This window comes from Myxacorys chilensis (assembly GCF_059505265.1).
The window spans coordinates 68,842-94,967 of record NZ_JCACKG010000159.1 but is presented as its reverse complement, the minus strand read 5'-3'; the positions used below and the strand labels follow the sequence as shown (position 1 = coordinate 94,967).

Genomic DNA, 26,126 nt, shown 5'->3' with positions numbered 1-26,126 from the left:
GGAAAAGATTCGACGTTCACCGTTGTCCTGCGGCTGAAGATACCAAAGCGCCATGCTCGGACGCTTCTAATAGATTGCGTTGCAGCGCATTAGGGAAGATTTAGGGCGAGATATCACTGACTGTAATGAGTTTTTAGCAGCGATCGCAGCATATCTGCCATCGGCACGCCTTCTTCAACCGCCTTCGCCTTAATTGCTTTGTGCAATGGTTTAGAGATATCCAACGTGAGACGCTTCATTTTTACCGACTTCTCAGAGGAATCCTCTTTTTCCGCTTTTTTAGCTGCCTGTTCTTGCTTTTTCGCCGACTTTTTATCAGTTTGCGGCTCAACGGTTTCTACAGTCTGCCCGTTGTTTGTACTCTTCGCAGCGCGAACAGATTTTGGTTTAGTCGCTTTTTGGGCTTCAGTAGACTTCTTCTCTGTCGTTGGTTCTTTGGCTTCAATTGGTTCTACTGTTGCTGGGGAGGCTTCTGGAACGGGGTTTTCAGCTACACCATTGTTCTCGCTCGTTTTAGACGGATTGGGTGAAACTGCTTTAGAGTTTGTACCAGCTTTGCTTTTTTTACCTACCATCTTCTATCTCCGTGGATCAACAAAGGTAATTTGCGAATTTTCGCCTTACCAATTTCTGTATTTACAGAATATCGTATTTACAGAAATAAGCGTCGGTGAATTCACGACAAGGCAGAGCAGACGCATCTAAAACTTAACTTTGACTTTTGGATCTAACAACGAGCTGACGACTCCGTTCACCCGCGGCAAGTAGCGTTTCGTTCTCAGCCAGTTATCTTTGATGCGATCGGTGTGCGACAGAATTGTTGGGCTACTAACAATTAACGAAGCATTAGATGAAAGCTCAAATTCATTTTTTAACTTAAAGTTATTGCCTTTCTTACCTAACCTTAACTATCACACGGTTCTCTTCCGCTATTCTAAACAGGGACTTGTTGTGCATCAACGGCTGCATCTAAAGCATCGCCTTCGTTGTTACATTCATCGCTAACTTAAATTTTTCCTAGCTCAATGTCCAATTTGTACGAAGTTGTCAGTAAAGGTGGTCCAGTCGTTATTCCTCTTGCAGGTTTGTCGATCGCGACCCTTTCATGTGCGCTAGATCGGAGTGTATTTTGGTTCCAGTTGTGGCGAACCGAAGCACAACTTTCCCATGATGTTTTGGAAGCAGCCCGCTATAGCTTGACTGATGCCCGTGCGATCGCAGTACGCTCAAAATCGATGCCACTCGGTCGATTTCTGTTAGCGCCCCTCAAGCTCAAGCAGCCAACGCCGGAAACCTTTCGCCTGGCGATGGAGACGGCAGGCGATGAAGAATTTGCCAAAATGCGAAAGGGTGACAAGTTACTAGAAACTGTGGTTGCCCTCGCGCCGCTCTTGGGGCTGTTGGGAACAGTGACAGGTCTCATCCTCACGTTTAATAACCTCAACATTGGCGGTGGGGGTGGCTCAGCAGACACGACAAAAGCGGCGGCGGGGATCGGCGAATCTCTCACGTCAACCGCAGTTGGTATGGTCGTGGCGATTCTAGCACTGTGCGTTTTTCGGATCTCTGTGACGCTGCAAGCTCAGCAAGTTGAATATTTCTCAAAAGTCGGCGGTGAGCTAGAACTCATTTATCGCCAAGTTTGGTATGAGCCATTTTTAGATGAAATCGAGCGTGCCGCTGCTCCTGAAGTTTCCTTTCGAGGATAGCTATGAAGTTTAAAGCTCAAAGTCGCAGCTCTCAAATGCCAGAATTGAATCTCCTTCCAATGATGGACGTGATTCTGACGATTCTGACGTTCTTTATTGTAGTGTCGATGTCGTTAACCAAATTTCAATCGGTTGATGCATCGCTGCCGAGTGCAGAGAAGGGAGTTAACCAGGAAACGCCTCCCGATCCTTTGGTGATTGGCATAACCAGACAAGGGCAAGTCATGATTGACACCACTACAGCCAACGATACTCAGATTGCTCAGCAAGTCGTTGGTTATTTTCAAAAAAATCCGAAGGGCAATATTATTCTCAAGGCAGACAAGTCACTTCCCTACGAGAAAGTTGTGCAGACGCTGGGAGTACTGCGAGATATTGGCAGCGATCGCATCTCGCTAGCGATCGAGTAAACCGCATCCCCTTTTAGTTTGACCACCTGTTGCCGCAGAGACCTATACCGAGGTTTCTGCGGTTTTCTTAGGTCTATCCTTTTGTCGGATCTTTGAGCCAAGTTACTACGATCGTGCCTTCCTGTCCTTTCACTGGAATGAGATTGAGGTAGATGGTTGTGCTGCCTTTTTTCAAGCGGTAGAGGTCGCCGCCACCGTATTGCCCTTGTTTCGCAGCCTCATCAAATATGCCTTTCAACTCTGGTTCTAGCGTGGCGCTATAGAAGGTTGCTGGAGCTTGTCCGAGGGCAAGTTTGGGTGAGGTGTCAATTCCCGGACGCAACTCAGGAATCGTTCCCTTCTGGAGTTCTGCCTCGTCCACAACGTTATAAAACATCTGCGGCTGACCAAACTGCTCTGGATTAGCGTTATTTGCTGGATTGTCTGAGCGATCGCCTTCCGGTAAAACCGTCGCCAACAGTTCAACATAGTCGGCTGGAGGACTAACCGATCCCTTCAAACTAGCCAAGTCTGTAATCTTCTCGCTAGAGAGCAAAATCACGGTGGTTGGCTCATCGCTAAATAAGCTGAGATAGCGAGTTTCACCGCTTTTAGCCGTGACGCTGAATATTTTTGTGCCCGCGCCATTTTCTGCGGGCGTCACTGTAAATCCTTTGGCTTTGGGAGCCGATTGATAGAAGCTCTCAACGGTGGTTAAAGCGGCGGTTGCCACACGGCAGTTTTCGCCCAACCCTTTTTCAAAACAATCGGGCGTAGAGGGTTGATACTGAGGAAAATCAGCAAACGATGTCGCGATCGCTGGTGTTTTATTCAGCGGCTGGCTTTTAGCGGGTGTACGATCTGCGGTTTTCACCTCGTCCGATCGCGGCTGAGTGGCTGACTTTTGAACGACTGAATTTGGGCTGACGCGATTAATTTTAGGCAGCGTTGGCTTGTTGGGTTTTGCGAGCGTTGCCTTAGGCAGTTTAGGTTGAGAATTCGCTTTCGTTGTCGGAAGCTGAGTGATCTTAACGGGTGCTTCTTTGTTCTCTGGCGGCTTCTGCTGCTCTTTTGGTAACGGCACAAAAAGAATCAACGCATGAAGTCCTAGTGCCACAAATAGCATCGGTCTAACCAACGCTTGAATAGAAGGGGGGATCGCAGGTAAGGATGGTTTCATCATCGCGCTGGATTGCTTTAATGATTGTTTAATTGGTTGGCTCTATCGTTACTGCGGTCGACCTCCATATTAGATCACTTTGTACCCACAGTTAGATCTCATAGCAAATCATTTTTGCCATACTTCGTTATGAATTGCTGATTCTAGTTAGCGTTTTAGTTCTCTTAATCAAAGATTTAACTTCTTTTAATCAGTTGTTATCAATTTGTTTGTCTTCGCTTAACTCCTGTAGTTGTACTGTTGTCGTTGTTACCTGAATTGCCGTATATCGGTTTTTGATGACAATGACACTCTCTGCATCCGTTGTACGTCGCGCTATCACTGCTTCTGCGGTAACAGCCGCGATCGCGCTCAGCCCCATCTTGACTGCCATTGCTCAAGCCATCCCGGTGAATGGAGCCGGAGCAACATTTCCGGCGTTGCTGTACGAAAAGTACATTTCCGAATTTAAGAAAAAGAATCCCGATATCACGGTAAATTATCAAGCGATCGGGAGCGGTGGCGGAATTCGTCAAACGATCGCAGGAGTTGTAGATTTTGGCGGTAGCGATGCCGCTATGACCGACGAAGATATCAGTAAAGTCTCGCGCGGTGTGATTCTTGTACCGACGGCTGGCGGCGCGGTTACTCCGGTTTACAATCTCCCGGGTGTCTCTAACCTCAAGCTCTCTCGTCAAGTCTTGCCTGAAATTTTTGCAGGGCGCATCACCAAGTGGAACGATCCTAAGATTGCTCAAGACAATCCTGGCGTGAATCTTCCAGACTCTCCTATCAAATCTGTGGTGCGGGCAGATGGGAGCGGCACAACGTTTATCTTTACCAATCATCTCAGTTCCATTAGCCCTTACTTCAAAGGTCGCGTGGGTGTAGGAACGGCTCCTCGCTGGACAACCAATCCGCTCAAAGGTCGCGGAAATCCTGGCGTTGCGGCTCTCGTTCAGAAAACACCCGGATCAGTTGGCTACGTTGAGTATGCTTACGCCAAGCAGAATAATTTGGCGATCGCAGCGGTGCAAAATAAGAAAAACGAGTACCTCACCCCATCGCTTGAGAACACGAATAAAGCACTTTCGTCGATCACTTTTCCAGATAATTTCCGCGTGTTTGAGGGTGATCCTGTCGACGGCTACCCCATCACAGGCTTGACTTGGATGATGGTTTACAAGAAATACGACGATCCCCAGAAGGCAGACGCCGTTAAGAAGTGGGTGCAGTATGTCTTAACAGAAGGACAAGAAGTTAACGCTTCTCTCGACTTCACCCGCATTCCTGCTGAGACGGCAAATCGGGCGCTTCAGCAAGTTCAGAGCGAAGTGAAGTAAGAAGCCCGATCACACCTGTGAGGGCTGACGCCGTTCCTTTAGAGCGCTTCGGGCGAATTGCTCTAAAGCAGGCTGGTAGAGGACGATTGGGGTTATAGTCCTTTACTTGTCTCCCCATGGCGATCGACGGCAGCCCTTTTTCTAATCGCCTTCCTAACGTGTTGTTTAGATTTCACACCCTGTCGGGGGGCACTTCTGTACAGATGCCCCTTTTCTTTTTCTACTGACCCGTCACCTGATGAATTCTTCCAAAGCTCAGTCAGAATTTCTTGAATCAGAATCGCTTAAATCAGAATCGATTGTGGGTGGAGACACAGCTTGGCTCGATCGCAGTTTTGCCTGGTTTCTCCAGATCATTGCACTTGCCGCGATCGCGCTCCTATTTTGGATGGGCAGCGTCATTTTCAAACAAGCATTCCCCGCCATTAAAACCTTTGGTGCAGCGTTTTTGACAAGTCAAGATTGGGATGTTAGTCAACTCCAGTTTGGGGCACTAACGTATCTGTACGGCACGGTTGTGTCATCTGCGATCGCGCTGTTCTTCGCCGTTCCGATCGGAATTTTTGTTGCCATTGTCACGAGTGAAAAGTTCTTGCCCGCTTGGGTGCGATCGCCGCTCGGATTTTTAGTTGAACTGATCGCCTCGATTCCCAGCGTCATTGTTGGACTTTGGGGAATTTTTGTGTTGATTCCCGTTCTCAAGCCAATTCAGCTTTGGTTGCACAATCAATTCGGTTGGATTCCGCTCTTTAGTACCGAAACCTTTGGGCCTAGTATGCTCGTGGCAGGTGTCATTTTAGCCATTATGATTCTGCCAACGATCGCGGCGATCAGCCGCGATGTCATGGCGTCCTTTCCGTCCGATCTTCGCACCGCTTCTATGTCCCTTGGGGCGACTTGTTGGGAAATGATCTTCACCGTTCTGCTGCCAGCAAGTCTGTCTGGTATTGCCGGAGCCGTCATTTTGGGATTGGGACGGGCATTAGGGGAAACAATGGCAGTGACAATGGTGATTGGCAACTCTGATCTGATTAGCGCCTCATTGCTCGATTCTGGAAATACGATTCCTGCTATTCTCGCCAATCAGTTTCCCGAAGCATTAGATGAACTGCATATTGGTGCATTAATGTATTTATCGTTAATTCTGTTTGCACTGACATTAGCGGTTAATGTCTTAGCGATGTTTATTGTAAAAATATTTGGATTTAAACATCAGTAGCCATGGCTTTTTTCGATCGACAACTGACGAAGCCGCTTCCGCTTGGACGCACTCTGTTTAGCTACGGGATGAGCGCGATCGCAGTCCTCTCAACGGCTCTCGCTTTAATGGCGCTGCTCTCAATTCTGTTTGAGATCTTCCGCCAAGGGTTGCCGGGGCTGAAATGGGAGGTGTTTACCTCATTGCCAGCACCCGCCGGGGAAACCGGAGTTCCGAGTGGCTTTGGCAATGCGATTCAAGGCACTGTTTTAATGGTCGCGATCGCAGCCTTGCTCAGCGTTCCGTTGGGAATTCTCACGGCAATCTACTTGTCCGAAATTGGTAAAACAAGTGCGACAGCAACGATTGTTCGATTTGTGATGTCAATTCTTAGCGCGGTTCCATCGATTGTCGTTGGCGTTTTTGCCTACGCCGTTATTGTATTAGCCACTCTGTTTAACTACAAAGGATTCTCGGCGTTAGCAGGTGCATTTGCACTGGCAGTGATCATGTTACCGATTGTAGTGCTGTCGATCGAAGAAGCATTGAAGCTTGTTCCTCAACAGCAACGTTTCGCGTCTGCCGCGCTGGGTGCAAACTCGATCCAAACAACATTCAAAATTGTATTAGCATCAGCATTACCAAGTATCACAACTGGCGTTTTACTTGCCGTTGCTCGTGTTTCTGGAGAAACTGCGCCGTTGCTATTCACCGCCCTCTTTAGTCAAAGCTGGATCGAAAATATTCTCAATCCAACTCCGTCGCTGTCCGTCATGATCTACAACTACTCTGGCTCTCCCTTTCCCGAACAAACTCAGTTGGCGTGGACGGCGTCGGTTGTGCTGCTCGGAATGGTGCTACTCACCAATCTGCTCTCGCGACTGATCACCCGCAAGCGTTAACAACATACGTTAACGACATGTGTGGTTCTTCTGAAGCTGCGCTCTGCGCTAGTCGCATAACTTACCTCTTCATTCTTCATCCCTGATCTTCTCTCTCCCATGTCATCCCCCAACTCTCCAACCCCTAGTCTCGCCACATCTTCCGAATCGGATCTAGCACTTTGCGCTCGCAGTGTAGATGTTTACTACGGAAATCGCCAAGTTCTTGAAGAGGTCTCAATTGACGTTTACCCAGGACAAGTAACCGCAATTATCGGCCCGTCCGGATGCGGTAAATCAACCTTTATCAAAGTACTTAACCGCATTGGTGAACTCGAAAGCAACATGCGAGTCAAGGGCGAGATTCAATTTTTTGGACAAAACATTTACAGTCAGCGAGTCAACCTCAATCGCTTAAGACGTCAAATCGGAATGGTGTTTCAAAAGCCCAACCCATTTCCAACTAGCATTTACGATAATGTGGCTTATGGTGTGCGGGTGTTTAGTCGTCCGTCTCGCGCTGTGTTGGATGATGTGGTTGAGTCAGCACTCAGCGATGCCGCCTTGTGGAATGAGGTCAAAGATAGTCTGAAGAAATCGGCATTAAGCTTGTCGGGCGGGCAGCAGCAGCGATTGTGCATTGCGCGGGCGTTAGCGGTAAAACCACGAGTCTTGCTGATGGACGAGCCGTGTTCTGCCCTCGATCCGATCGCAACCCTCAAAATTGAAGAACTGATTCGCTCCTTACAGCAGGAGTTGACGATCGTCATTGTCACTCATAACATGCAGCAAGCGGCTCGCATCTCAGACTACACTGCCTTTTTCAGCACGGACGAAAGCCAAGTGGGGCGGTTAATTGAACTGGACTCAACTGCTAAAATTTTTGGGTCTGCAACCCATTCTCGGACGCGCGACTATATTGAAGGGCGATTTGGTTGAAGCGAAAGCTTAATCTGTTTTGTTGAAGCGAAGGCTTAATCTATTTTTTAAATAACCTTAACCTGAGTGAACGGCGCGACACGTATTCTAGAGGTGGTTCACGCATCGGGCAACATGCCGACAGCCTTACTACCACAAGCCTATTTCCTGAGGAAGCTGGCTTGAGAACAGTAGGCTACATAAGCAGTATTGCACGACAACTCAGCAATCCTTGAACGTTCAAATCCTACTGTCTTCTCGCTAGAAGAAAAGGTAGGAAGCTTTTAACAGGTGTCTCTATGTCAACAAAGAGCATTAGTTAATGCTGGAATTTTAAAGTTCTGAGATGCGAGAATTGCTGTTACGAGCGCCTGTATGCAACTGTCCGAAACTCCCTATCTTGCTTGCATTTTAGTCGTTGACGATGAACCTTTGATTCTCGAACCCGTTACCCTTGCCCTCACTCAAGAAGGCTATCAAGTCCTGACTGCCAAAGATGGTCGTCAAGCTCTTCAACTCCTTCAACGCTCCTCTAGGACTTCGCAAGGTGAATCGCAAACCGCATCTGCTATCCCCACAATCGATTTGCTGATCCTGGATCTGATGATTCCTTACACTGGGGGGTTGGATCTGTGCCGATTGATACGGCAAGAGGGGAACACAATGCCCATTCTGATTTTGAGTGCTAGAGGAAGCGAAACTGATATTGTGGTAGGGCTGGAAGTTGGGGCGGATGACTATCTCACAAAACCATTTGGGTTGCGGGAATTAGTTGCCCGTTGTCGGGCGCTGTTGCGTCGTCAATCTCAACCTAGCGCTCAAGCTTCTCCTGTGCTTCAGTTTCAAGACATTGTTCTCTATCTGCAAGAATTTCGAGTCACAGTTCGCGGTGAAGAAATCAGTCTTTCTCCTAAAGAGTTCTCGCTGCTCGAACTATTTATGCAAACTCCCCGGCGTGTCTTTGCCCGCGAAGAACTTCTAGAACGAGTCTGGGGAATCAGTTACTTGGGCGATTCAAAAACAGTGGATGTTCACATCCGATGGCTGCGCGAAAAGTTAGAAATCGAGCCTAGCAGCCCGCAGTACATTATTACGGTTCGAGGATTTGGCTATCGATTTGGATAAGGAAACGTCTCGCTATTATCTGTTGTCCTTTGCAAACTGTTGCTGGAGGGCGATCGCTACCTCTGCATCTGTTACCAAATCCGCTACCACACCTTCAACTAGATCTTGCCATAATTGACTAGCTTCGCGAAATCTTGCGGGTTTAAGCTTGCGCCTCCCACTAGTGCTCCGTCAATTTCTGGTTGCATCATGATCTCATCAATGTTGTCAGGCTTAACCGAGCCACCATATTGAATTGTGATGTTTGGGTTGCTCAACTGCTTCCGAATCAGACCAACAACGCGATTTGCCTCGTCCGATGCACAGGTGTCCCCCGTACCGATCGCCCAAATAGGTTCATAGGCAATCACTAAATTCTGCTGATCGATGCCGACTAACCCTTTTTCTAACTGCTTGAAGATCACCGATTCCGTTTCTCCGGCGTCTCGCTGCTGCTTGCTTTCGCCCACACACAGGATAGGAATGAGACCCGCTTTTTGCGCCGCCTTGAGCCGCTGGTTTACCGTTTCGTCAGTTTCGCCAAAAAACTGTCGGCGCTCACTGTGCCCAATCACCACATAGCGGACGCTCAATTCAATAAGCATGGCGGCAGAAATCTCGCCCGTAAACGCTCCCGACTCTGCCCAGTGGACGTTCTGAGCGCCGATCTGAATGCGGCTACCATGCAAATTTCTAGACAACGTTCCCAAATCGGTGAACGGAGCGCACAACACAATGTCTCGATCGTCAGGAGTGGTGTCTAGTTGGGGCAAAAAACCCTGTAAAAACTCAATTGTCTCCGATTGAGTTTTAAACATCTTCCAATTGCCAGCAATGATAACTTTTCGCACAGGTCGCTCAGCCCAAAATCACGTTCAATAGCATCCTTCAGTCTACGGCTTTAGGGGACATTTTTGAATGTGCTAATTGCGCTAATCGCACCAACACGCCTCTAACCATTCAATGAGCTGCGATCGCGCCTCGGTTTGCTTCACCACGCTCCAGACGTGAATCAGTGCGATCGCGCTATCCACGCGCACGGTCAAGGGTTGATGAGCCGCGCACCAGCACTGCACGTCTAATTCTTGTAGTCGAAAGTAAACTTGCCAGCGATCGTCACACTGAATTTCGACGATCGCACTCGATAGGTAAGGGGAATTTTCTAAATTCACGGGGGTACTCACAGATTACAAAGAGTTGCAATAGTATTCAACTTGTCTGGTCAGATTTTTATGAGGGTGCTAAATGATGTAATGATGAATTTTCTGCTATCAATTCAGGTTTGAAGATATCGTTAGTTCAGCTTTTCAAGCTGCATAAGTTAAAGAATCTAAGCTATTTTTCAAACTCTACTATTGATTTGGAAATTGGAAGAGCGAGAGCCTAAATTCTCTTCTAAGTCGTCTCCCGCAGATGGTTCTCGGAGAGTTAACCCTGCTTGCTTAACCCAGTTACTTACTGTGTTATGGCTGATTCCTGTCGCTCGCTCGATCGCTCTCAACCCAGCCCCATCACAATACATTTTTAAGCAGATCTGTTTAGCATCTTCAGAGTAACCTCTAGATGAATAAGACTCGACAAACTGCCGTCCGCAATGTTTGCAAAGATAAGATTGTTTTCCCCGACGGTGACCATTTTTACTAGTTTGCTCAGAGTAACAGTGAGGACATTTCATCTCTAAATTGGGCAGCACAACCATTCGGAACTTAATCGTTATCTCAAAGTAGAAATTGTTACAATTTCAGTATTAAAAACTCCTCTCAACTGTGGCTTGGCAAGCCGCTTTTCTCGCTTGCTTTTTAATAGAAAACATGGCTCAATCGTTTATAGAGGCGTGTAGCGGTACAAAGTTACTGAATACTATGTCTATCCCTTGCTGAGTCCTGCTGAACGGAGAACACGTTAAGAGAACACTTAAGGAAACACGTTAAGGAAACATATTCACAGGAGAACCCCATGGTTGATGCTCAGATGCTAGTTCGTCCTTTCGGACAGATTGTAGACAATCCGGTCTTGCTAGAGCGCTCAACGACTGAGCCAGTTTGCGAAGGATTAAATATTCTATTTGCCAGTTTTCAAGCGTTGTACTTGCAGTACCAAAAGCAACATCTTGTCGTCGAAGGAGCAGAGTTCTATTCGCTGCATCAGTTTTTTAATGAAAGCTACGAGGAGGCTCAAGAGTATGCCCACGAGATTGGTGAGCGGCTCAATGGGTTAGGTGGCATTCCCGCCGTGAGCTTTAGCAAGCTGTCTGAGCTATGCTGCTTCACGCCCGAGTCAGATGATGTATATTCCTGCCGAGTCATGTTAGAGCATGACCTCAGCGCAGAACAAGCCATCATTGGCGAACTCAGACGGCGAGCGGCTCAAGCGGAATCGTTGGGCGATCGCGCGACTCGCTATCTGTATGAAAAGATTTTGCTTACAACCGAAGACCGTACATTTCATATTACCCACTTCCTTGCGCCCGATACTTTAGTCATTGGTCGATAGTGAAGTCGTTTAATTAGGTTACAGATCGCTGTAGAGACAGACATGTTCTCTCTACGGCGATTTTTCGTTTTTGGGAATCCAATAACGTTGATTCAGATCGAACAGTGTTTTATCTATTGAGAGCTAGACTCAATTAGTTCACTTCAAATAATCTACATAAATTCTCAATAACTGATGATTAAGTTTTGTTGCGGCCTGGCGTTCGTTCGTATAAAGCCCTTGTCCAATGAAGTTTTGGGCACAAACTAGTTATTTTATTTCCAGGTCAAAGGACTAAGTGCCGCGATCAAACGCTGATAATTTTGATAGCTAATGGCAGTATCTCTAAGCTTTTTCGATGCTAAAGAACCGCTACACTGGCGATCGCAGCCTAAAAGCGCCCATCCTAGAAATAGGTTGAAGCAAAATTTAGTATTAAAAAAGAAGCAAAAATATTAAGCTAGGGCATCTCAAGTCATCGGGTGTGAAATTGCAACCATTGCAATAACAAGCCTGCTATGACACCGGGCTGCTCCAGATGAGATAAAACGCCCGCATTAGGAATGGACTGAAAGCTCTGAATCGCTTGAGGATTTAGGGCCGCTAAACGACGACCTAGATCGATCGACGTAAACTGTGCCTGTTCGCCCCACACGATCGCGGTCGGAATCGTCAGTTGAGACAGGTACATTGATAAATCAAAATACAAATCGCCTCGCAAAAACGCTAAGGCAGAATATTCTGCATTGGGCTGACGCGCTGATTCTAGATAGGCTGAAACCATTTCATCGGTGATGCGGTTGCGCTTCGCAAACAGAAATTGCTCCAAAAAGTTCCGAACGGCTAACTCTGTTGTTGCGCCAATCGCATAAATCGCGCGATCAAGAAGCGGCAACCCAATGACTTGCAACGGAATTCGGCGCCCTGCATCTTGTCCAAAATCCGCAAACCCGGACGGACAGCTAAGAAAGAGCGACTGAACTAATTGAGGGCGCTCCACGGCGAGGCGAACAGCGATCGCTCCTGTCAGCGACGAAGCAACTAGCGTTACCGGCTCTTCGGAGACCTGCTGAATCACTTCTGCGATCGTGGTCAAATAATCATCCACGCGATAATTTCGAGCTGGATGATCTGAGCTTCCCCAACCAATCAAATCAGGTGCAATGACGCGATGTGTATTGGCAAATGTGGGATAGACTTTTGACCATTCGTAAGCAGAAGCTCCGCCACCAAAGCTGTGGAGAAAGACAATCGGAGATGAGGCGGAATCCGATGTCCAAGGTGAATCGATCGGGGTGTAGTATGCGATCGCGCCGAGCGATGTCTGAATGGTTTTTTGTCCAAATCCAGGGGGCTGAAATTGCAACATAGTGTCGTCAAATAAATGGCGTCTTCAAATAAATAGTGTCGTCAAATAAAGTTCCTTCCCACTGCCTAGAGCAAGAATAGAGCAAGGATCTGCGATCGCCATCTTCCTAAAGCCTTGCACTGCTTCAAGTCGTTGAACCAAGTAGGGACACCAAGCGCTTACAACGTATAAAACTCAATTCGTATTTCCGTACTTCATTCATCCGGTTTCCAATTGAGCGTTTCACTAAAATGAAGATGTTCTCTACCAAAGCGCAGCCATGACGCAGAAATGGGATCTCGGTAGATTCATTCAAACGCTAGACTATTTTGAAGCGATTCCTGTTGTCAGTTGGATTCAAAAAATGATACAACCCCGTCCTAATCCTCAAGCCGACCTTACAGGACAAGGTAACGAACGGATTCTGTTCGACTTTAGCAATTCTGCAACTGATATTTCCAAAACATGGGGCGCGTTGGACGATGTCGTCATGGGTGGCGTCAGCAATAGCTCGTTTCAGTGGAGTAATGGCAAAGCGATATTTGCAGGCAATGTCTCAACTAACAACTCCGGCGGGTTTGCCTCAGTACGGACTCGAAATTTTGATCCAGCCATCGATCTGTCCGGCTACACCGGGATTGAACTGCGGGTTAAGGGCGACGGCAATCGCTACAAATTTTTAGTGCGCGATGATGACGGTTGGGACAGTATCGGATACTCTTACTCGTTTGATACCGTGGCGCACGAGTGGATTAACGTTCGAGTTTCGTTTTCAGAACTGATTCCTGTGTTTCGAGCGAAAACAATGGCAAATGCAATGCCAGTGAATTCGAGTCGAGTGCGATCGCTGCAACTCATGCTCAGCAAATTTGAGTACGACGGAGCACTCAACCCTAAATTCCATCCGGGGGAATTTCATTTAGAAGTCAGTGAGATCAGGGCGGTATGAAATCCTTAACGATCTCTGATACCGCCATTTAGGATTTGATGCTTAGCTATTCAAGTATTTGTAACTTGAGTTTCTAGGCAAATTCACAAAAAAATATCTAGGAATTTACTTTGTAAATCAGTCTAAGGGTAGGTTAGGGCTGAAAAGTGGTTGGGCATTTTGAGTGAAGATTTTTCTCACAGAAAGTAGGGCTAAGGTAGTGTCTCTTTCTACCTCTTTCTGCTTGAGCGGTCTTCATAACATAGCTTCCCAAGCCATGCATAACATGACTCACCCAATCAGCACCTCAAACCCAAGTTCTTCAACCGTTCAAACTGAGACAGACCAGCAGAAAGCGTTAGCTGACGTGATTGCGAGAATCCGAGAATCACTTGATCTCGACACGATTTTCAAAACAACGGTGACGGAAGTTCGACAATGGCTGAAGGTCGATCGCGTGGCTATCTTTCGGTTCTACCCAGAACAAAATTGGGAAGGTGAATTTGTATCTGAAGATGTTGCTGCGCCGTGGGTATCGGCAATGCAACATAGGGTGCAGGATCATCGCTTTAGTGAACGGTTTGCACCGCTTTATCAGCAGGGGCAGATTCACGCGATCGCAGATATTCATGCAGGGCAATACCAAGACTGCTATCTCAAAATTCTAGAGCAGTTTCAAGTCCGGGCGAATGTGGTAGCTCCCTTACTTAAAGGGGAAACGCTATGGGGATTGTTATGTATTCATGACTGTCAGCAAGCACGAAACTGGGAAGATTCAGAAGTCGAGTTTGTCGGTCAAATCGCGCAGCATTTGGGAACCGCCATTACTCAAGCCGAGCATTTAACACAAGTGCAAGCCCAAGCCATCCGGCTTGCGAGTGCCGCAGAACGCGAACGGGCACTGGCAAAAACAATTGATGTGATTCGGCGATCGCTCGATCCAGACACCATTTTTCAGACTGCGACTGAGGAAGCCCGGAAACTGTTGCAAGTCGAGCGGGTGGCAATCTATCAATTCTTGCCAGATTGGAGTGGTTTGTTTGTAGCGGAGTCGCTCTTAGACGGGTGGAAGCCATTGGTCGATAGTTCGCCAATGGTAGCTGATACATTTTTACAGGAGACGGGAGGGGGCCGATACGTTCACAACGAAACCTGTGCGATCGCAGACATCTATCAAGCGGGACTCAAAGACTGTCACATCCAACTGTTAGAACAATTTCAGGCAAAAGCCTTTGCAATTGCGCCGATTCTCGTGGGGGAGCGTCTGTGGGGCTTGATCGCGGCGTATCACAATACGTCTCCTCGCGATTGGCAGCCATTGGAAGTTGATTGGTTGGCGCAGATTGGCACACAGATGGGCGTTGCGCTTCAGCACGCTGAGTATTTCAAACAAGTTCAGATTCAATCGGCGCTGTTAGCGCAAGTGGCAGTTCAGGAAAAAGCGGTCGAACGGCAGCGTGCGATCACAGCATCCATTGTCCGAATTCGACAGTCGCTCGATCTAGAGACGATCTTTCAGACGTCAGTTTACGAAGTGCAGCAGTTATTGAATGCCGATCGCGTGGTGATCTATCAATTCAACCCAGATTGGAGTGGACGGTTTGTGGCAGAATCGATGGCTCCTGAATGGGATTCGCTCGTGCATCCCCTGACTTCATCTTCTCATCTGCGCGACAATGTGAGCGATTGTAGCTTGCAGCAGTTAGCCACGCCACCGATCGTCGATTCCCATCTGCAAGACACTAAAGGAGGACGATTTTCAAGAGGTGAGCGGGTTCGCGTGTGCCACGATGTTGACCAAGCTGGCTTCTCCGATTGCTATCGCCAAGTGTTGAAGACCTATCAAGCGCGTGCCTACGCGATCGCGGGAATCTATCATGATCAGCACTTGTGGGGCTTGCTTGCCGCTTTTCAAAACTCTGAGCCTCGACGTTGGCAGAGCGATGAGGTTCAGTTGCTAACTCAAATTAGCTCGCAGCTTGGCGTTGCGCTTCAGCAAGCCGAGTATGTCAAACGGGTTGAAAAAACAGCCGAACGACAACGATCGCTATTCAAAACGATTGATAAGATTCGTCAATCGCTCGATCTCGATTTCATCTTCCAAACAACAACTCAAGAAGTCCGTCAGTTTTTGGAGGTCGATCGCGTCGCCATCTACCGATTTTATAAAGACTGGAGCGGCGAATTTGTCGCAGATTCGATCTCCGATGGCTGGACGCCGACCATTACTCCTCAAATCTCGGTCGCTGACATTTTTCTGCCCAATACTCAAGTGGGACAATACTCGCGTCACGAGGTTTTTGTGCCGATTTTGCAGGGCGAAGCGCTTTGGGGATTGCTGGTCGCCTATCAAATGTCAGAGCCGCGCCGCTGGGCAACCGATGAGAAGAATTTATTAACACAAATTGGCGTTCAGCTTGGAATTGCGCTTCAACAAGCAGAATTACTGGAGCAAACAAGACAACAAGCAACTGAATTAGCTCAAGCGTTAGCAGAATTAAAAGACTCGCAACTTCGCCTGATTCAAGGAGAAAAAATGGCGAGTTTGGGGCAATTAGTAGCAGGCGTCGCTCATGAAATTAACAATCCTGTTAACTTCATTTCTGGCAATCTTGGTCACCTTGATGAATATTTTCAAACTATTTTAGAATTGATTGATCTGTACCAAAAGCATGTTCCTAACCCTAGCATTGAGATTCAAGATCTGATTGATGATTTTGATCTAGATTTCGTTCGACAAGATTCATTAAAGCTGCTTCGCTCAATGCAAAGTGGAGCTGAGCGAATCTGCGAGATTGTTCTTTCACTACGCAATTTCTCGCGTTTGGATGAGGCTCAACGCAAGTTTGTTAATATCCACGATGGAATCGATAGCACCTTACTGATCTTGCAGCACCGCCTAAATTCAACGTCGGCTCGCCCTGCCATCCAGATCATTAAGCAGTATGGCGAATTGCCACTTGTCGAATGCTATCCGGCTCAGCTAAATCAAGTGATTATGAATATTTTGAGCAACGGAATTGATGCTTTAGAAGAATCGATCACGGCACGAAATAATATTACTCCTACGATTCAGATTCGTACCACCGTGGTAAATACGAGTCGAATTAGCATTCGGATTAAAGACAATGGAATAGGTCTACTTGACCGAGTGCGATCGCGCATTTTTGATCCCTTTTTCACCACTAAACCAGTGGGCAAAGGAACAGGTTTAGGGCTGTCTATCAGTTATCAGATTATTACTGAAGGTCATAATGGCGATTTGAAGTGTGCTTCTCAGCCCAATCGCGGCACAGAGTTTGCGATTGAAATTCCAATTCGACAATCTCAAATGCTGAGAACTAGAACCGAAACGGCTTAGCCTGCAAACATCCAAAAATTGAATTTGGTTTCGATTGAAGGCGGGCAACGGTGAGTGTCGGCAGAATTTTTGTCGGCAACAAAAGAATGCGGGAAAGTAGGCATTAGAGAGTGAAGCGATCGCCTTATCTTAGCGTCGGTGCGATAAGGCGTTTAATAGGCACCTTGCTACCCGACCAATGCCATCTGATGATAAGAAATGCGATGCATCGCTGCCCAAGATGAGAGATCGGCAAAAGCGCGATCGCGATACTGACCATACCGTTCTTGCTTGTTACGAATCTTCTGCGGTAATGCGGGCAAAATTCCAAAGTTCGGGGGCATGGGTTGAAAGGTTTTTGGAGCCGCAGAACTGATGAAATCAAACAATGCGCCCATCATGGTCGTTGCGGGAAGCTCCACAGTTGGCAGCCCTAGTGCCAACCGTGCCGCATTCGTCCCCGCTAACCAACCTCCGGCTGAAGCGGCGGTATATCCTTCTGTCCCGCTAATCTGTCCGGCAGCCAATAGCGTTGGTCGCTGCTTAAACTGTAGCGTTGGCGATAGCAATTCTGGCGAATTGATAAATGTGTTGCGATGCATGACGCCCATTCTGACAAACTCAGCGTTCTCCAATCCAGGAATGAGTTTGAACACCCGCTTTTGTTCGCCCCATCGTAAATTCGTTTGGAAGCCAACCATGTTCCAAAGTTGACCCGCTTTGTCTTCTTGCCGCAATTGCACCACCGCATAGGGACGATGAATCTTATTTTCTGCAGCCCGAAAATCGCCTTTACGGGCGTCAAACAGCCCAACAGGCTTCATTGGACCATAGCGCATCGTATCTTCACCCCGCCGCGCCATTTCCTCGATGGGCAAACACGCTTCAAAAAACTTTGCGGTTTCTCGCTCAAAGTCCTTCAGTTCGGCTTGTTCTGCCTTGCACAATTCCTGCCAAAAGTGCAAGTACTGGTCTTTGTCTAGCGGACAATTGAGATAAGCGGCTTCCCCGCGATCGTAGCGAGAGGCTAAAAATGCCGTCTCAAAATTAATCGACTCCCCGACGATAATTGGACTTGCCGCATCAAAGAAACTCATATATTCCATGCCCGTAAATCTTTGAAGATCATCGGCTAGGGCAGGCGTAGTAAGCGGTCCTGTCGTGAGAACCACAATACCTTCGGCTGGAATCTCTGTTACTTCCCCTCGACGCAATTCAATCAGCGGATGGCAAAAAAGCGTTTCAGTCAAATTTTGGCTAAACACTGCCCGATCGACTGCCAGCGCTCCTCCTGCCGGAACCTGATGCTCATCGGCTTTGCTAATTACAATCGACCCCAACCGCCGCAGTTCTTCGTGGAGTAGACCCGAAGACCGATCAGTAGCTTGCGCCCCAAAAGAGTTACTGCACACTAATTCTGCTAAATGTTCGCTGTGATGAGCTGGGCTTTGCATCAGAGGGCGCATCTCGTGCAAAATCACCGGAACGCCTGCTTGAGCAATTTGCCAAGCGGCTTCTGTGCCTGCTAATCCGCCGCCCAGCACCTGTATTGGTTGGAGATCTGTCATTGTTATCCGCGATCGTGTGTCTCTATTTAGGATAAAGGCTATTGATGAAGCACTGCTAATAAAGGCGGCATTTTCTGCGTTGAATTGAAGTGGTCTATTTGGTTTAGCCTGTTGTCTACGATCGCGTGGAAAATAATGCTCCTACGATATTTATTAACTGTTTATGAATACCGTATTTCTTTTGCCTTACTCATGAAAAAATTAGTTTACTCATGAAAAAAGCGTGAAGAATACGTATAAACACTGCCTTTTTTCAAAGGATAGCTTTAGAGTTTTGACAGAGACAAAAAATTATCTCTACTCAGAGCCGTTTTCTTCAAGGCGCTCTACTTTTCTCCAGTGGCTCTGTGTATGAGAGATTCTCCTATCTCCTAAGCGCCCTAGAGCGATCGCGGCAAGATGGGCTTGATTCAGTTAGGTGAGCGCACCTAAGAGCGCAAAGTGTGATTCAACAGACGGCTATTCTCAGCTAATCTTCATTAAAAATTTATTGATTGGAGGTGTTAACCCAGCATTACTTCATGAGGATTGGTCAACTCTGAAGAAGTACACCTCCTCTCTAACCGTATGTTGAAAACGCTAGTTTTAGCTTCTCTTCTAACAGGCGCATTGAGCAGTTTCTCGCAAGTGATCAGCGCAGATCGTACTTCTACAAGAACCGTAGTGTCTTCCGATTACACCTGCTACACGAACAAGGGAAATCTGGTCATTGCTCTAACTGGTTCAGTATGCGAATCTGATACTCAGAAGGCGACTAAAAATGCTAAACAGAATGCTTTTTCAGTAGACGTTCAGAAATCTGACAACTTATAAGTCGGTGAACCCAAAAAACGTATATCTAAACCTCCGATTTCTCGAAGAAATTGGAGGTTTTTGCATGAGGAATGTAATTCATTCTGTTTCTCTACCTAATAATCCGACTTTATAATCTGACAAATGATACTGAGTACCTTGTACTCTAGAGCCTATACTCTCTTTGTGTCTCGCTCCTATGGCTCGTGTTCGACCCATCGCGATCAGTCCTTCTCGCCGCAAGAATCTTTGGTTTGAAAGAGTAATGGCGATCGCGGCTCTTACCAATCTTGGCTTAGTCGTACTTGATAGTACTTATATCCCGTGGCGAGATTTCTGGTTCCGCCATGTTCCTGTTCTGGTACAGCGTTATGACCGTGTGAAAGGAATTGAACCCCATCGAGACACAGAAGCCTATTTAGAAACGGTGAATCGGCTAGAGCAAGACCTTCAGCAAGGCGGACCGCAATCTACAGCAGTGCGGACTCGCTTGCAGGAATTACGCGATCGCAGTGATGAACTGATTCAAAGCAATCCGTTTGCAGTTGCAAACAAATCTGGAACGTTAGAGAAAATCAAAAATCGGATGCGCGATCGCATCTTTGGGCAACGGCGTAACGAATCGTCCCGCCAAGCCTTTGCTGTATTTTGGAGCCAAAGTTATTTGGCGAAAAAAGGCGTCGATTCGGAACTGCAATTTTTTGATCAGAACATCCGCCCGTTGATCGCCTCTAACTATTATCGAACCATTGGCGAGAATGGCGAATTTACCGATTGGTTTTGGTTGATCGATGCGCCGTTTATCGCACTGTTTGGGTTAGAGTTTCTGGCGCGGACGTTTTACCTCAGCCGCCGGTTCAAAAGCTTGGGTTGGTTCGATGCCATGCTGTGGCGATGGTACGACATCTTTCTGCTGCTTCCGTTTTGGCGGTTTTTGCGCGTGATTCCCGTCGCGATACGCCTAGAACATGCTGGATTTCTTAACTTCTCCCGAATTCGAGTTCAAGCGAGCCAAGGCTTTGTTGCCAATATTTCAGAAGATATCGCAGAAGTCGTTGTGATCCAAGTGATCAATCGCCTGAAAGACGCGATCGCGCGGGGAGAAGTGTCGCGTTGGCTGGTGGAATCTGCCAAACGTCCTTACATCGACCTGAACCAGCGCGATGAGATACAAGATTTAGCGACTCACTTGTTACAGACAACGGTGTACAGCGTCCTTCCCAAAATTAGGCCGGATCTCGAAGCGCTGATGCGCCACAATATCGAGATGATTCTGAGTCAGTCTCCTGCTTATCAAGCGCTCAAAGCCGTTCCGCTTGTGGGTGACGTGCCGCGTCAAATCAATGAGCGGCTAGTTACAGAGGTCACTCAAGGCGTGTACGGTGCGATCGTTATGGCATTAGAAGATAAAGCCGGAGCAGAATTAGTCACTAAACTCGTGAAGAACTTCGGACAGACCTTTTCAACCGAATTGCAGCGCGAGCAATCCGTTCAGGAACTGCAATCGCTTGCAACAGATCTGCTAGAAGAAATTAAAGTGAACTATGTACGACGGTTAAGTGAAGAAGATTTTGAAGGCAGCTTAGAAGAGACCCGTCAGATTCGGCAGTTAAGACAATAGACGGGTCTAGATGGCTCTACTGGATGCTTCAAGAGGCAACTCGGCTGCCCTACTTCAGCAAGGTTTCTCGCAGGTACATTACCGTTGCATAGAACTGAAAATCCACATTCTTCTTCTTGCTAAATCCATGTCCCTCATCTTTTGCCATGAGATACCAAACCGGAACCTTATTATTCCGAACGGTTTTCACAATTTGCTGAGCTTCATTTAGCGGTACACGCGGATCATTCTGCCCATGCACCACAAATAACGGCTTCTTGATTTGGCTGGCATTATTCAACGGCGAGATCTTCTGCAAAAACTCTCGCATTTTTGGGTCGCGTTCATCGCCATACTCCACTCGTCGCAAGTCACGACGGTAGCTTTCTGTCCGCTCTAAGAAGCTGACAAAATTCGAGATTCCCACGATGTCGATCGCAGCACGAATGCGATCGCTATACTTAGTCGCGACGGCTAATGACATATATCCGCCGTAGCTTCCGCCTGTCACCAGAATGCGGTCTTTGTCTAAAGTCGGCTGAGTCGCAATCCAATCGAGCAGCGCCCCGATATCTTTCACCGAATCTTCTCGTCGAAATCCATTGTCGAGATCGACAAACGTTTTGCCGTAGCCTGTAGAACCCCGAACGTTAGGAAATACGATCGCAACCCCTAACTCATTGAGATAGTAGTTGAGTCGCCCTAAGAAACTCGGACGAAACTGACTTTCTGGGCCGCCATGAATATTGACAATCACAGGACGCTTACCTGTGAATTTGGCAGGCGGACGATAGAGAAACCCAGAAATCGTTTTGCCATCAAAACTCTTCCAGCGAACAAGTTCTGGTTCTGAGAAGTTTGCCGTGTTGAGTCCTCCGGTTTCGCTCTCTGTCCAGCGTTCAATCTTGTTATCGGTCACGTTGAGCGAATAGACATCGGCAGTCGATCGCGCCGCGACCAACGTGAAGCCTAAATCCTGGTTATTAGGATGCCATAAGATACCGCTCACTTGCCCAATCGGGAGCTTGGGGAGTGCTTTCTCCTTACCTGTTGCGGTGTCAAGCAAGTGCAGCACGCTCGCCCCATCTTCATTCGTGACAAAGGCAAGTAACTTTCCATCATCTGAAAGATCAAATTCCTCAACGTCCCACGGAATCTGACTGGTTAGGTAGGTGTGCTTCTGCGTTGCAAGATCAACATACGCTAATCGGAGGAATTCAGACTCGCGATCGGTGATCACATAAAGTCCTTTTCCGTCTTTGCTAAAAGCTCCTGCTTCATAAGAAACCTTGCTGTTTCCAGTTTTTGGAGTAGTCAGCTTCTTTTCGCCCGAAGTCGCATCAATGATCCAAAGGTTGCTTTCTGTCGCAGAAATATACTCTTGAACCAGTATTTTCTGATCATCGGGCGACCAGTCGGCAGCTCCCCAACCGCCACTTTCAACTTGAGCTAACAGGCGATCCTCCGGGGCCGGCGCAGCCGAAGCTTTTGCAGTCTGAGGATTAATTACGTAAAAATCTGCATCTTTTCCATTCCGCCGAGTCGAGGTATAGACCATGCGATCGCCCTTATTCGACCACACGCCACCGCTATTGCGAGATTTGCCGTCTGTGAGCAGCGTCACATTGCCCGAAGCTACGTCATAGCGGTAGTTCTGATTAAATTCATTACCCCCTACATCTTTGCTAAAGACAAAGTAATCTCCTTGGGTCGGCTGAAAGCTAGCTCCATCCACAGGTTCCGAGAAAAACGTAATCTGTTGACGACTGCTCAACGGAAACTTGACCCGATGCACTTGCGGTACATCGCCAAAACGAGTTGAAATCAGCATCTCTCGTCGCGTTGGATGCCAACTTAATAAACTCGCAAACCGAAATTGGGTGTAACGCTCAACGGTTTCCGTCAGAGACGACGGAATGGCTGGAATCCCCTCAACGACGAGGTTTTCTCCAGGAAGAATGGCGTCAGACTGAGCCATAACCATGATTGCAGGTAAGAGAACGATCGCCAGCGTTGCGGCTAAAAATCTTGAAAAAAATCGCATCTTTTAATCATACGAGAAACCGTAACCCTCTAAGCAGATGTTCAGGGAAAACCGCTACAGTGCAAAGGCATACCTATAACTGTAAGAGTAAAGGTCTGATGATCATCGTCCACCATCTGAATAACTCTCGCTCCCAACGAGTACTCTGGCTACTAGAAGAACTTGGACTAACGTATGAAGTCAAGCGCTACGATCGCGACCCAAACACTCTGCTTGCGCCAGCATCACTGCGCGAGGTGCATCCTCTCGGCAAGTCGCCCGTCATCACTGATGGTGATCTGACCTTGGCTGAGTCTGGCGCGATCATCGAGTACTTGGTCGATCGCTATGGCGAAGGCAGGCTCGTTCCCATGCCTGGTACCCCGGAGCGGCTGCGGTACACCTACTGGCTGCACTACGCAGAAGGCTCGGCGATGCCGCCTCTGGTATTGAAGCTGATCTTCAATCAAATCGAGAAGCGTCCGATGCCCTTTTTTGTGCGTCCGATCGCTCAAGCAATTTCAAGGCAGACTAAAAGCTCGTACATCGAACCTCAGATTGCGCTGCATCTGAACTACTTGGAGGCGGAACTTGAGAAAAGTACATGGTTTGCTGGCAATGAATTTACCGCTGCTGATATCCAGATGAGTTTCCCAATCGAAGCGGCTACCGCGCGGGCAGACCTAGATGTGAGCCGACCGAAGCTGATGAATTTTCTCGATCGTATCCATGCTCGCCCAGCTTACCAAAGAGCGTTAGAGCGCGGCGGCACGTACGAGCTTCTAAGTTGAACACTTCCTTTAGAAGCTAGGCGTTCGATTGAGTTGCATAAACTCTAATAAAATAAAAAAGGCATTCCACCTGGACGCCTCGTGCCCGAATGAAAGTGATTTAATGGAAGTGAGCTAATCGAGGTTTGTTATTAGCTCTTTGATTTTGTCTGTCGCTGCATGACTTCCTCTGGAAAATTCAGTTCAACGACTAATCGATTTGCCAGCAATCCAATCAGCGATTCTCTCTCAGCGCTTTCCAATCGGGAAGAAATGACCAAGTATTACCATTCAAGCGTCTGCGGTTTCCTCAGAGTTAACCGCGCTAATGACGTATCGATTTTTCCCAGCTTGTTTTGCCTGATACATTGCTTCATCTGCTTTTTGCAACAGGGTTTCTAGGTCGTCTGCATGGGTTGGATAAAGACTAATTCCAATACTCGATGAAACCAGTAAGGTCTGACCTGAAATTGCAAACGCTTGAGACAGGGTGTGTAAAATTTTTTCAGCGACGGTTGTTGCATTATTTAGATCTGGAATCGATGGCAGCAGCACAACAAATTCATCGCCGCCGAGCCGAGCGATCATATCACTGGTTCGCAAGCATCCACTCAAGCGACGTGCCACCGCTTGCAGCAACAAATCCCCAACTCCATGACCCAACGTATCATTAATACGTTTAAACCCGTCTAAATCAAGAAACAAAATAGCAACTAATTTACCATTCTCGCTTGCCCAATCTAAGCATTGACTTAACCGTTCATACAATAGATTTCGATTGGGTAATCCGGTCAATCCATCATGATTAGCGAGATAGCTCAGCCGGTCTTGCGATAAACGTAATTCTGCGTTTGAGCGAGACAGTTCTACCGTGGTTCGTCGCAATTCATTTTCAATGGTTTTGCGGTGCGTAATATCTCGAATCACACCGACTAAAAAGCGGTTGCCTGCTGCGTCTTTGTGCAGCGATCGCTTCGTGGCAATATGATAAGTCGTACCATCCGCACTTGTGAATTGTTCCTCGTGTTCTAATTCATGTCCGTTTTGAAACACCAACTCGTCTTGTTGCCTGAAAATATCTGCTTCGTGAGCCGGAAAAATGTCGTAATCCGATTTTTCGACAAGTTCTGCAACAGGCTTTCCTAAAAATCTGGAGTACGCTTCGTTCAATACGATCCAACGATGATGTTTATCCTTAACAAACACCGGATCGGGAATGCTGTTAATGACGCGATGTAAAAATTCTTTCGACCGCTTCAGTTCTTCTTCGCTATGAGCAATGTAGCTGATGATGGCTAGGGCGGAGCCAGTCAAGGCCAAAAAGCTGGGCACAACGGGAATAATCCACCCGACTAAAAACGCGCCGTAGCAAACGCTAATTAATCCGACTCCTATAAACAGGATGACCAGAGCGGTGCGATGCGGCGATCTCAGCTTCCAACTTAGACCCGTACCAACCGCCGCCCAAACCCAAATCCAAATCCACTCAATCGGTTCCGTCCAGGTCTGAAACAACGGTCGATTGTTGAGAGCGGCACTCAGAATTTGACTGATGAAATTCGCCTGAATTTCAACGCCTGCCATCAGTCCTGATGAGCCGAGCTGCAGTTTGGTGTAGGGCGTTGCCGAAAAGTCCTTGAGGCTAGTAGCGACCGAGCCAATTAAAACAATGCGATCGCGCAACTGATTCGGCGGCACCTCTCTGTTAAGTAATTGCTTCAGCGAAAACGTTTTGAACTGACCCGCCGCTCCTCGGAAGTTTGCCAGTATTTGATAGCCGCCGGCATCGGCTTGATTGTAAACTCCATCGTTGGGTGTCAGTTGCGGAAAAACGGCATTTCTCAATTGCAGATAGCGGGGCTGCTTCGCCCCTGGTTTAGGCTGAATTCCTTCTGCGCTCAAGTAGCGCAATGCCAACTTCAGCGAGAAACTCTGATATTGCTTGCCGTTTACTGTCCAATACAGAAGCGCCCGACGAATCTTGCGATCGCTATCGTACACAATATTGTTAAAGCCAACTTGCCCGAGCCGTTTGAGCTTCGGAGAGGCTGCCACACCTGACCCCTCGCGATCTTTTAGCTGCTCAATGCCCACTAAATTGGGCATGGATTGGTATGTACTGAGCAGATCAGAATTGCCCGATCCGACTGGAATATCCCGATAAAAGTCAACCCCTATGGCTCGTGGCTCTGCCGCTTGAACCGTTTGCAGCACTGCCGCTAGTTGTGTATCAGATAGAGGCCAACCCAACTGCTGAATGTCCTCTTCATTCATACCAATGATGACGATGCGATCGTCGATCGCTTCAGCTGGACGCAGCCGAAAAAACTGATCCACCGTGCTCAATTCCCAAGTTTGCAGCACGCCGCTCACGCGCAGACCAATCAGGCAGCTTGTCACTGCCGAAGCGGTGATCCAAATTCGTCCGCTCTCCCACACGGTAGTCAGCACGGTTGTCAAGACTCGTCGCCACTCAAGATGCTTAACCATGGGTTAGGTAGAACGGCATTACACCGAGAACAAGCATGGATAGATCGCGTTTTACGTTCTTTTTATTATCAGGGAGAGAACAAGCTGACTACGC

General features: G+C 47.6%; 20 protein-coding genes and 1 pseudogene. 12 read left to right on the top strand and 9 right to left on the bottom strand.

Annotated elements, in window-relative coordinates; all coding sequences use genetic code 11:
- Positions 1-113: 113 nt before the first annotated feature.
- Complete coding sequence (locus AC5JLB_RS12855) at positions 114-575, bottom strand: hypothetical protein (protein WP_495874223.1); 462 nt, start codon at positions 573-575, stop codon at positions 114-116.
- A gap of 450 nt (positions 576-1,025) precedes the next feature.
- Between AC5JLB_RS12855 and AC5JLB_RS12850 the strand changes: the two genes are divergently transcribed.
- A complete protein-coding gene (locus AC5JLB_RS12850) occupies positions 1,026-1,709 on the top strand; it encodes a MotA/TolQ/ExbB proton channel family protein (protein WP_495874222.1) in 684 nt (227 codons plus the stop codon).
- A gap of 2 nt (positions 1,710-1,711) precedes the next feature.
- Positions 1,712-2,119, top strand: a complete 408-nt coding sequence (locus AC5JLB_RS12845; protein ID WP_495874221.1) for an ExbD/TolR family protein — start codon at positions 1,712-1,714, stop codon at positions 2,117-2,119.
- A gap of 73 nt (positions 2,120-2,192) precedes the next feature.
- On the opposite strand, the gene AC5JLB_RS12840 is transcribed toward AC5JLB_RS12845, so the two are convergent.
- Positions 2,193-3,281, bottom strand: a complete 1,089-nt coding sequence (locus AC5JLB_RS12840) for a hypothetical protein (RefSeq protein ID WP_495874220.1) — start codon at positions 3,279-3,281, stop codon at positions 2,193-2,195.
- 281 nt (positions 3,282-3,562) lie between these two features.
- On the opposite strand from AC5JLB_RS12840, the gene pstS reads away from it, so the two are divergent.
- The 5 genes from pstS (at position 3,563) to AC5JLB_RS12815 (ending at position 8,722) form a co-directional block, all read left to right on the top strand.
- On the top strand, positions 3,563-4,600 hold the full coding sequence (gene pstS / locus AC5JLB_RS12835) for a phosphate ABC transporter substrate-binding protein PstS (protein WP_495874219.1): 1,038 nt from the start codon (positions 3,563-3,565) through the stop codon (positions 4,598-4,600).
- A gap of 238 nt (positions 4,601-4,838) precedes the next feature.
- Positions 4,839-5,819 carry a phosphate ABC transporter permease subunit PstC gene (gene pstC, locus AC5JLB_RS12830; protein WP_495874218.1) on the top strand — a complete coding sequence of 327 codons (981 nt, stop codon included), beginning with the start codon at positions 4,839-4,841 and terminating at the stop codon, positions 5,817-5,819.
- 2 nt (positions 5,820-5,821) lie between these two features.
- The gene (gene pstA, locus AC5JLB_RS12825; RefSeq protein ID WP_495874217.1) at positions 5,822-6,700 is read left to right on the top strand and encodes a phosphate ABC transporter permease PstA; all 879 of its coding nucleotides are present in this window, start codon (positions 5,822-5,824) and stop codon (positions 6,698-6,700) included.
- A gap of 99 nt (positions 6,701-6,799) precedes the next feature.
- Positions 6,800-7,618, top strand: coding sequence for a phosphate ABC transporter ATP-binding protein PstB (pstB, locus tag AC5JLB_RS12820; protein ID WP_495874216.1), 819 nt, complete (start codon positions 6,800-6,802; stop codon positions 7,616-7,618).
- A gap of 354 nt (positions 7,619-7,972) precedes the next feature.
- Positions 7,973-8,722 carry a response regulator transcription factor gene (locus AC5JLB_RS12815; RefSeq protein ID WP_495874215.1) on the top strand — a complete coding sequence of 250 codons (750 nt, stop codon included), beginning with the start codon at positions 7,973-7,975 and terminating at the stop codon, positions 8,720-8,722.
- Positions 8,723-8,820: 98 nt separating this feature from the next.
- Here the strand turns inward: AC5JLB_RS12815 and tpiA are convergent, their stop codons facing one another.
- The 3 genes and pseudogenes from tpiA to AC5JLB_RS12800 form a co-directional block, all read right to left on the bottom strand.
- On the bottom strand, positions 8,821-9,552 hold the full coding sequence (gene tpiA, locus AC5JLB_RS12810; RefSeq protein ID WP_495874214.1) for a triose-phosphate isomerase: 732 nt from the start codon (positions 9,550-9,552) through the stop codon (positions 8,821-8,823).
- Between the two features lie 81 nt (positions 9,553-9,633).
- A complete protein-coding gene (locus AC5JLB_RS12805; protein ID WP_495874213.1) occupies positions 9,634-9,885 on the bottom strand; it encodes an Asr1405/Asl0597 family protein in 252 nt (83 codons plus the stop codon).
- Positions 9,886-10,136: 251 nt separating this feature from the next.
- A pseudogene (locus tag AC5JLB_RS12800) lies at positions 10,137-10,376 on the bottom strand (IS1/IS1595 family N-terminal zinc-binding domain-containing protein); the annotation flags it as partial.
- Between the two features lie 281 nt (positions 10,377-10,657).
- Between AC5JLB_RS12800 and dpsA the strand changes: the two are divergent.
- The gene (gene dpsA / locus AC5JLB_RS12795) at positions 10,658-11,194 is read left to right on the top strand and encodes a DNA starvation/stress protection protein DpsA (protein WP_495874212.1); all 537 of its coding nucleotides are present in this window, start codon (positions 10,658-10,660) and stop codon (positions 11,192-11,194) included.
- Positions 11,195-11,648: 454 nt separating this feature from the next.
- Here the strand turns inward: dpsA and AC5JLB_RS12790 are convergent, their stop codons facing one another.
- A complete protein-coding gene (locus AC5JLB_RS12790) occupies positions 11,649-12,542 on the bottom strand; it encodes an alpha/beta fold hydrolase (protein ID WP_495874211.1) in 894 nt (297 codons plus the stop codon).
- Between the two features lie 259 nt (positions 12,543-12,801).
- On the opposite strand from AC5JLB_RS12790, the gene AC5JLB_RS12785 reads away from it, so the two are divergent.
- Both AC5JLB_RS12785 and AC5JLB_RS12780 read left to right on the top strand, forming a co-directional pair.
- A complete protein-coding gene (locus tag AC5JLB_RS12785) occupies positions 12,802-13,470 on the top strand; it encodes a CIA30 family protein (protein ID WP_495874210.1) in 669 nt (222 codons plus the stop codon).
- A 265-nt stretch (positions 13,471-13,735) separates the two neighbouring features.
- Positions 13,736-16,810 carry a GAF domain-containing sensor histidine kinase gene (locus AC5JLB_RS12780; protein WP_495874209.1) on the top strand — a complete coding sequence of 1,025 codons (3,075 nt, stop codon included), beginning with the start codon at positions 13,736-13,738 and terminating at the stop codon, positions 16,808-16,810.
- 167 nt (positions 16,811-16,977) lie between these two features.
- On the opposite strand, the gene trmFO is transcribed toward AC5JLB_RS12780, so the two are convergent.
- The gene (gene trmFO / locus AC5JLB_RS12775) at positions 16,978-18,357 is read right to left on the bottom strand and encodes an FADH(2)-oxidizing methylenetetrahydrofolate--tRNA-(uracil(54)-C(5))-methyltransferase TrmFO (protein WP_495874208.1); all 1,380 of its coding nucleotides are present in this window, start codon (positions 18,355-18,357) and stop codon (positions 16,978-16,980) included.
- 991 nt (positions 18,358-19,348) lie between these two features.
- On the opposite strand from trmFO, the gene AC5JLB_RS12770 reads away from it, so the two are divergent.
- Positions 19,349-20,770, top strand: a complete 1,422-nt coding sequence (locus AC5JLB_RS12770) for a hypothetical protein (protein WP_495874207.1) — start codon at positions 19,349-19,351, stop codon at positions 20,768-20,770.
- 49 nt (positions 20,771-20,819) lie between these two features.
- On the opposite strand, the gene AC5JLB_RS12765 is transcribed toward AC5JLB_RS12770, so the two are convergent.
- Entirely contained in the window at positions 20,820-22,793 is a 1,974-nt protein-coding gene (locus AC5JLB_RS12765) for a S9 family peptidase (protein WP_495874206.1), read from the bottom strand.
- A 98-nt stretch (positions 22,794-22,891) separates the two neighbouring features.
- Here AC5JLB_RS12765 and AC5JLB_RS12760 point away from each other — a divergent pair, with 98 nt between their 5' ends.
- On the top strand, positions 22,892-23,563 hold the full coding sequence (locus tag AC5JLB_RS12760; RefSeq protein WP_495874205.1) for a glutathione S-transferase family protein: 672 nt from the start codon (positions 22,892-22,894) through the stop codon (positions 23,561-23,563).
- Between the two features lie 270 nt (positions 23,564-23,833).
- Here the strand turns inward: AC5JLB_RS12760 and AC5JLB_RS12755 are convergent, their stop codons facing one another.
- A complete protein-coding gene (locus AC5JLB_RS12755; protein WP_495874204.1) occupies positions 23,834-26,032 on the bottom strand; it encodes a CHASE2 domain-containing protein in 2,199 nt (732 codons plus the stop codon).
- Between the last annotated feature and the right edge of the window lie 94 nt (positions 26,033-26,126).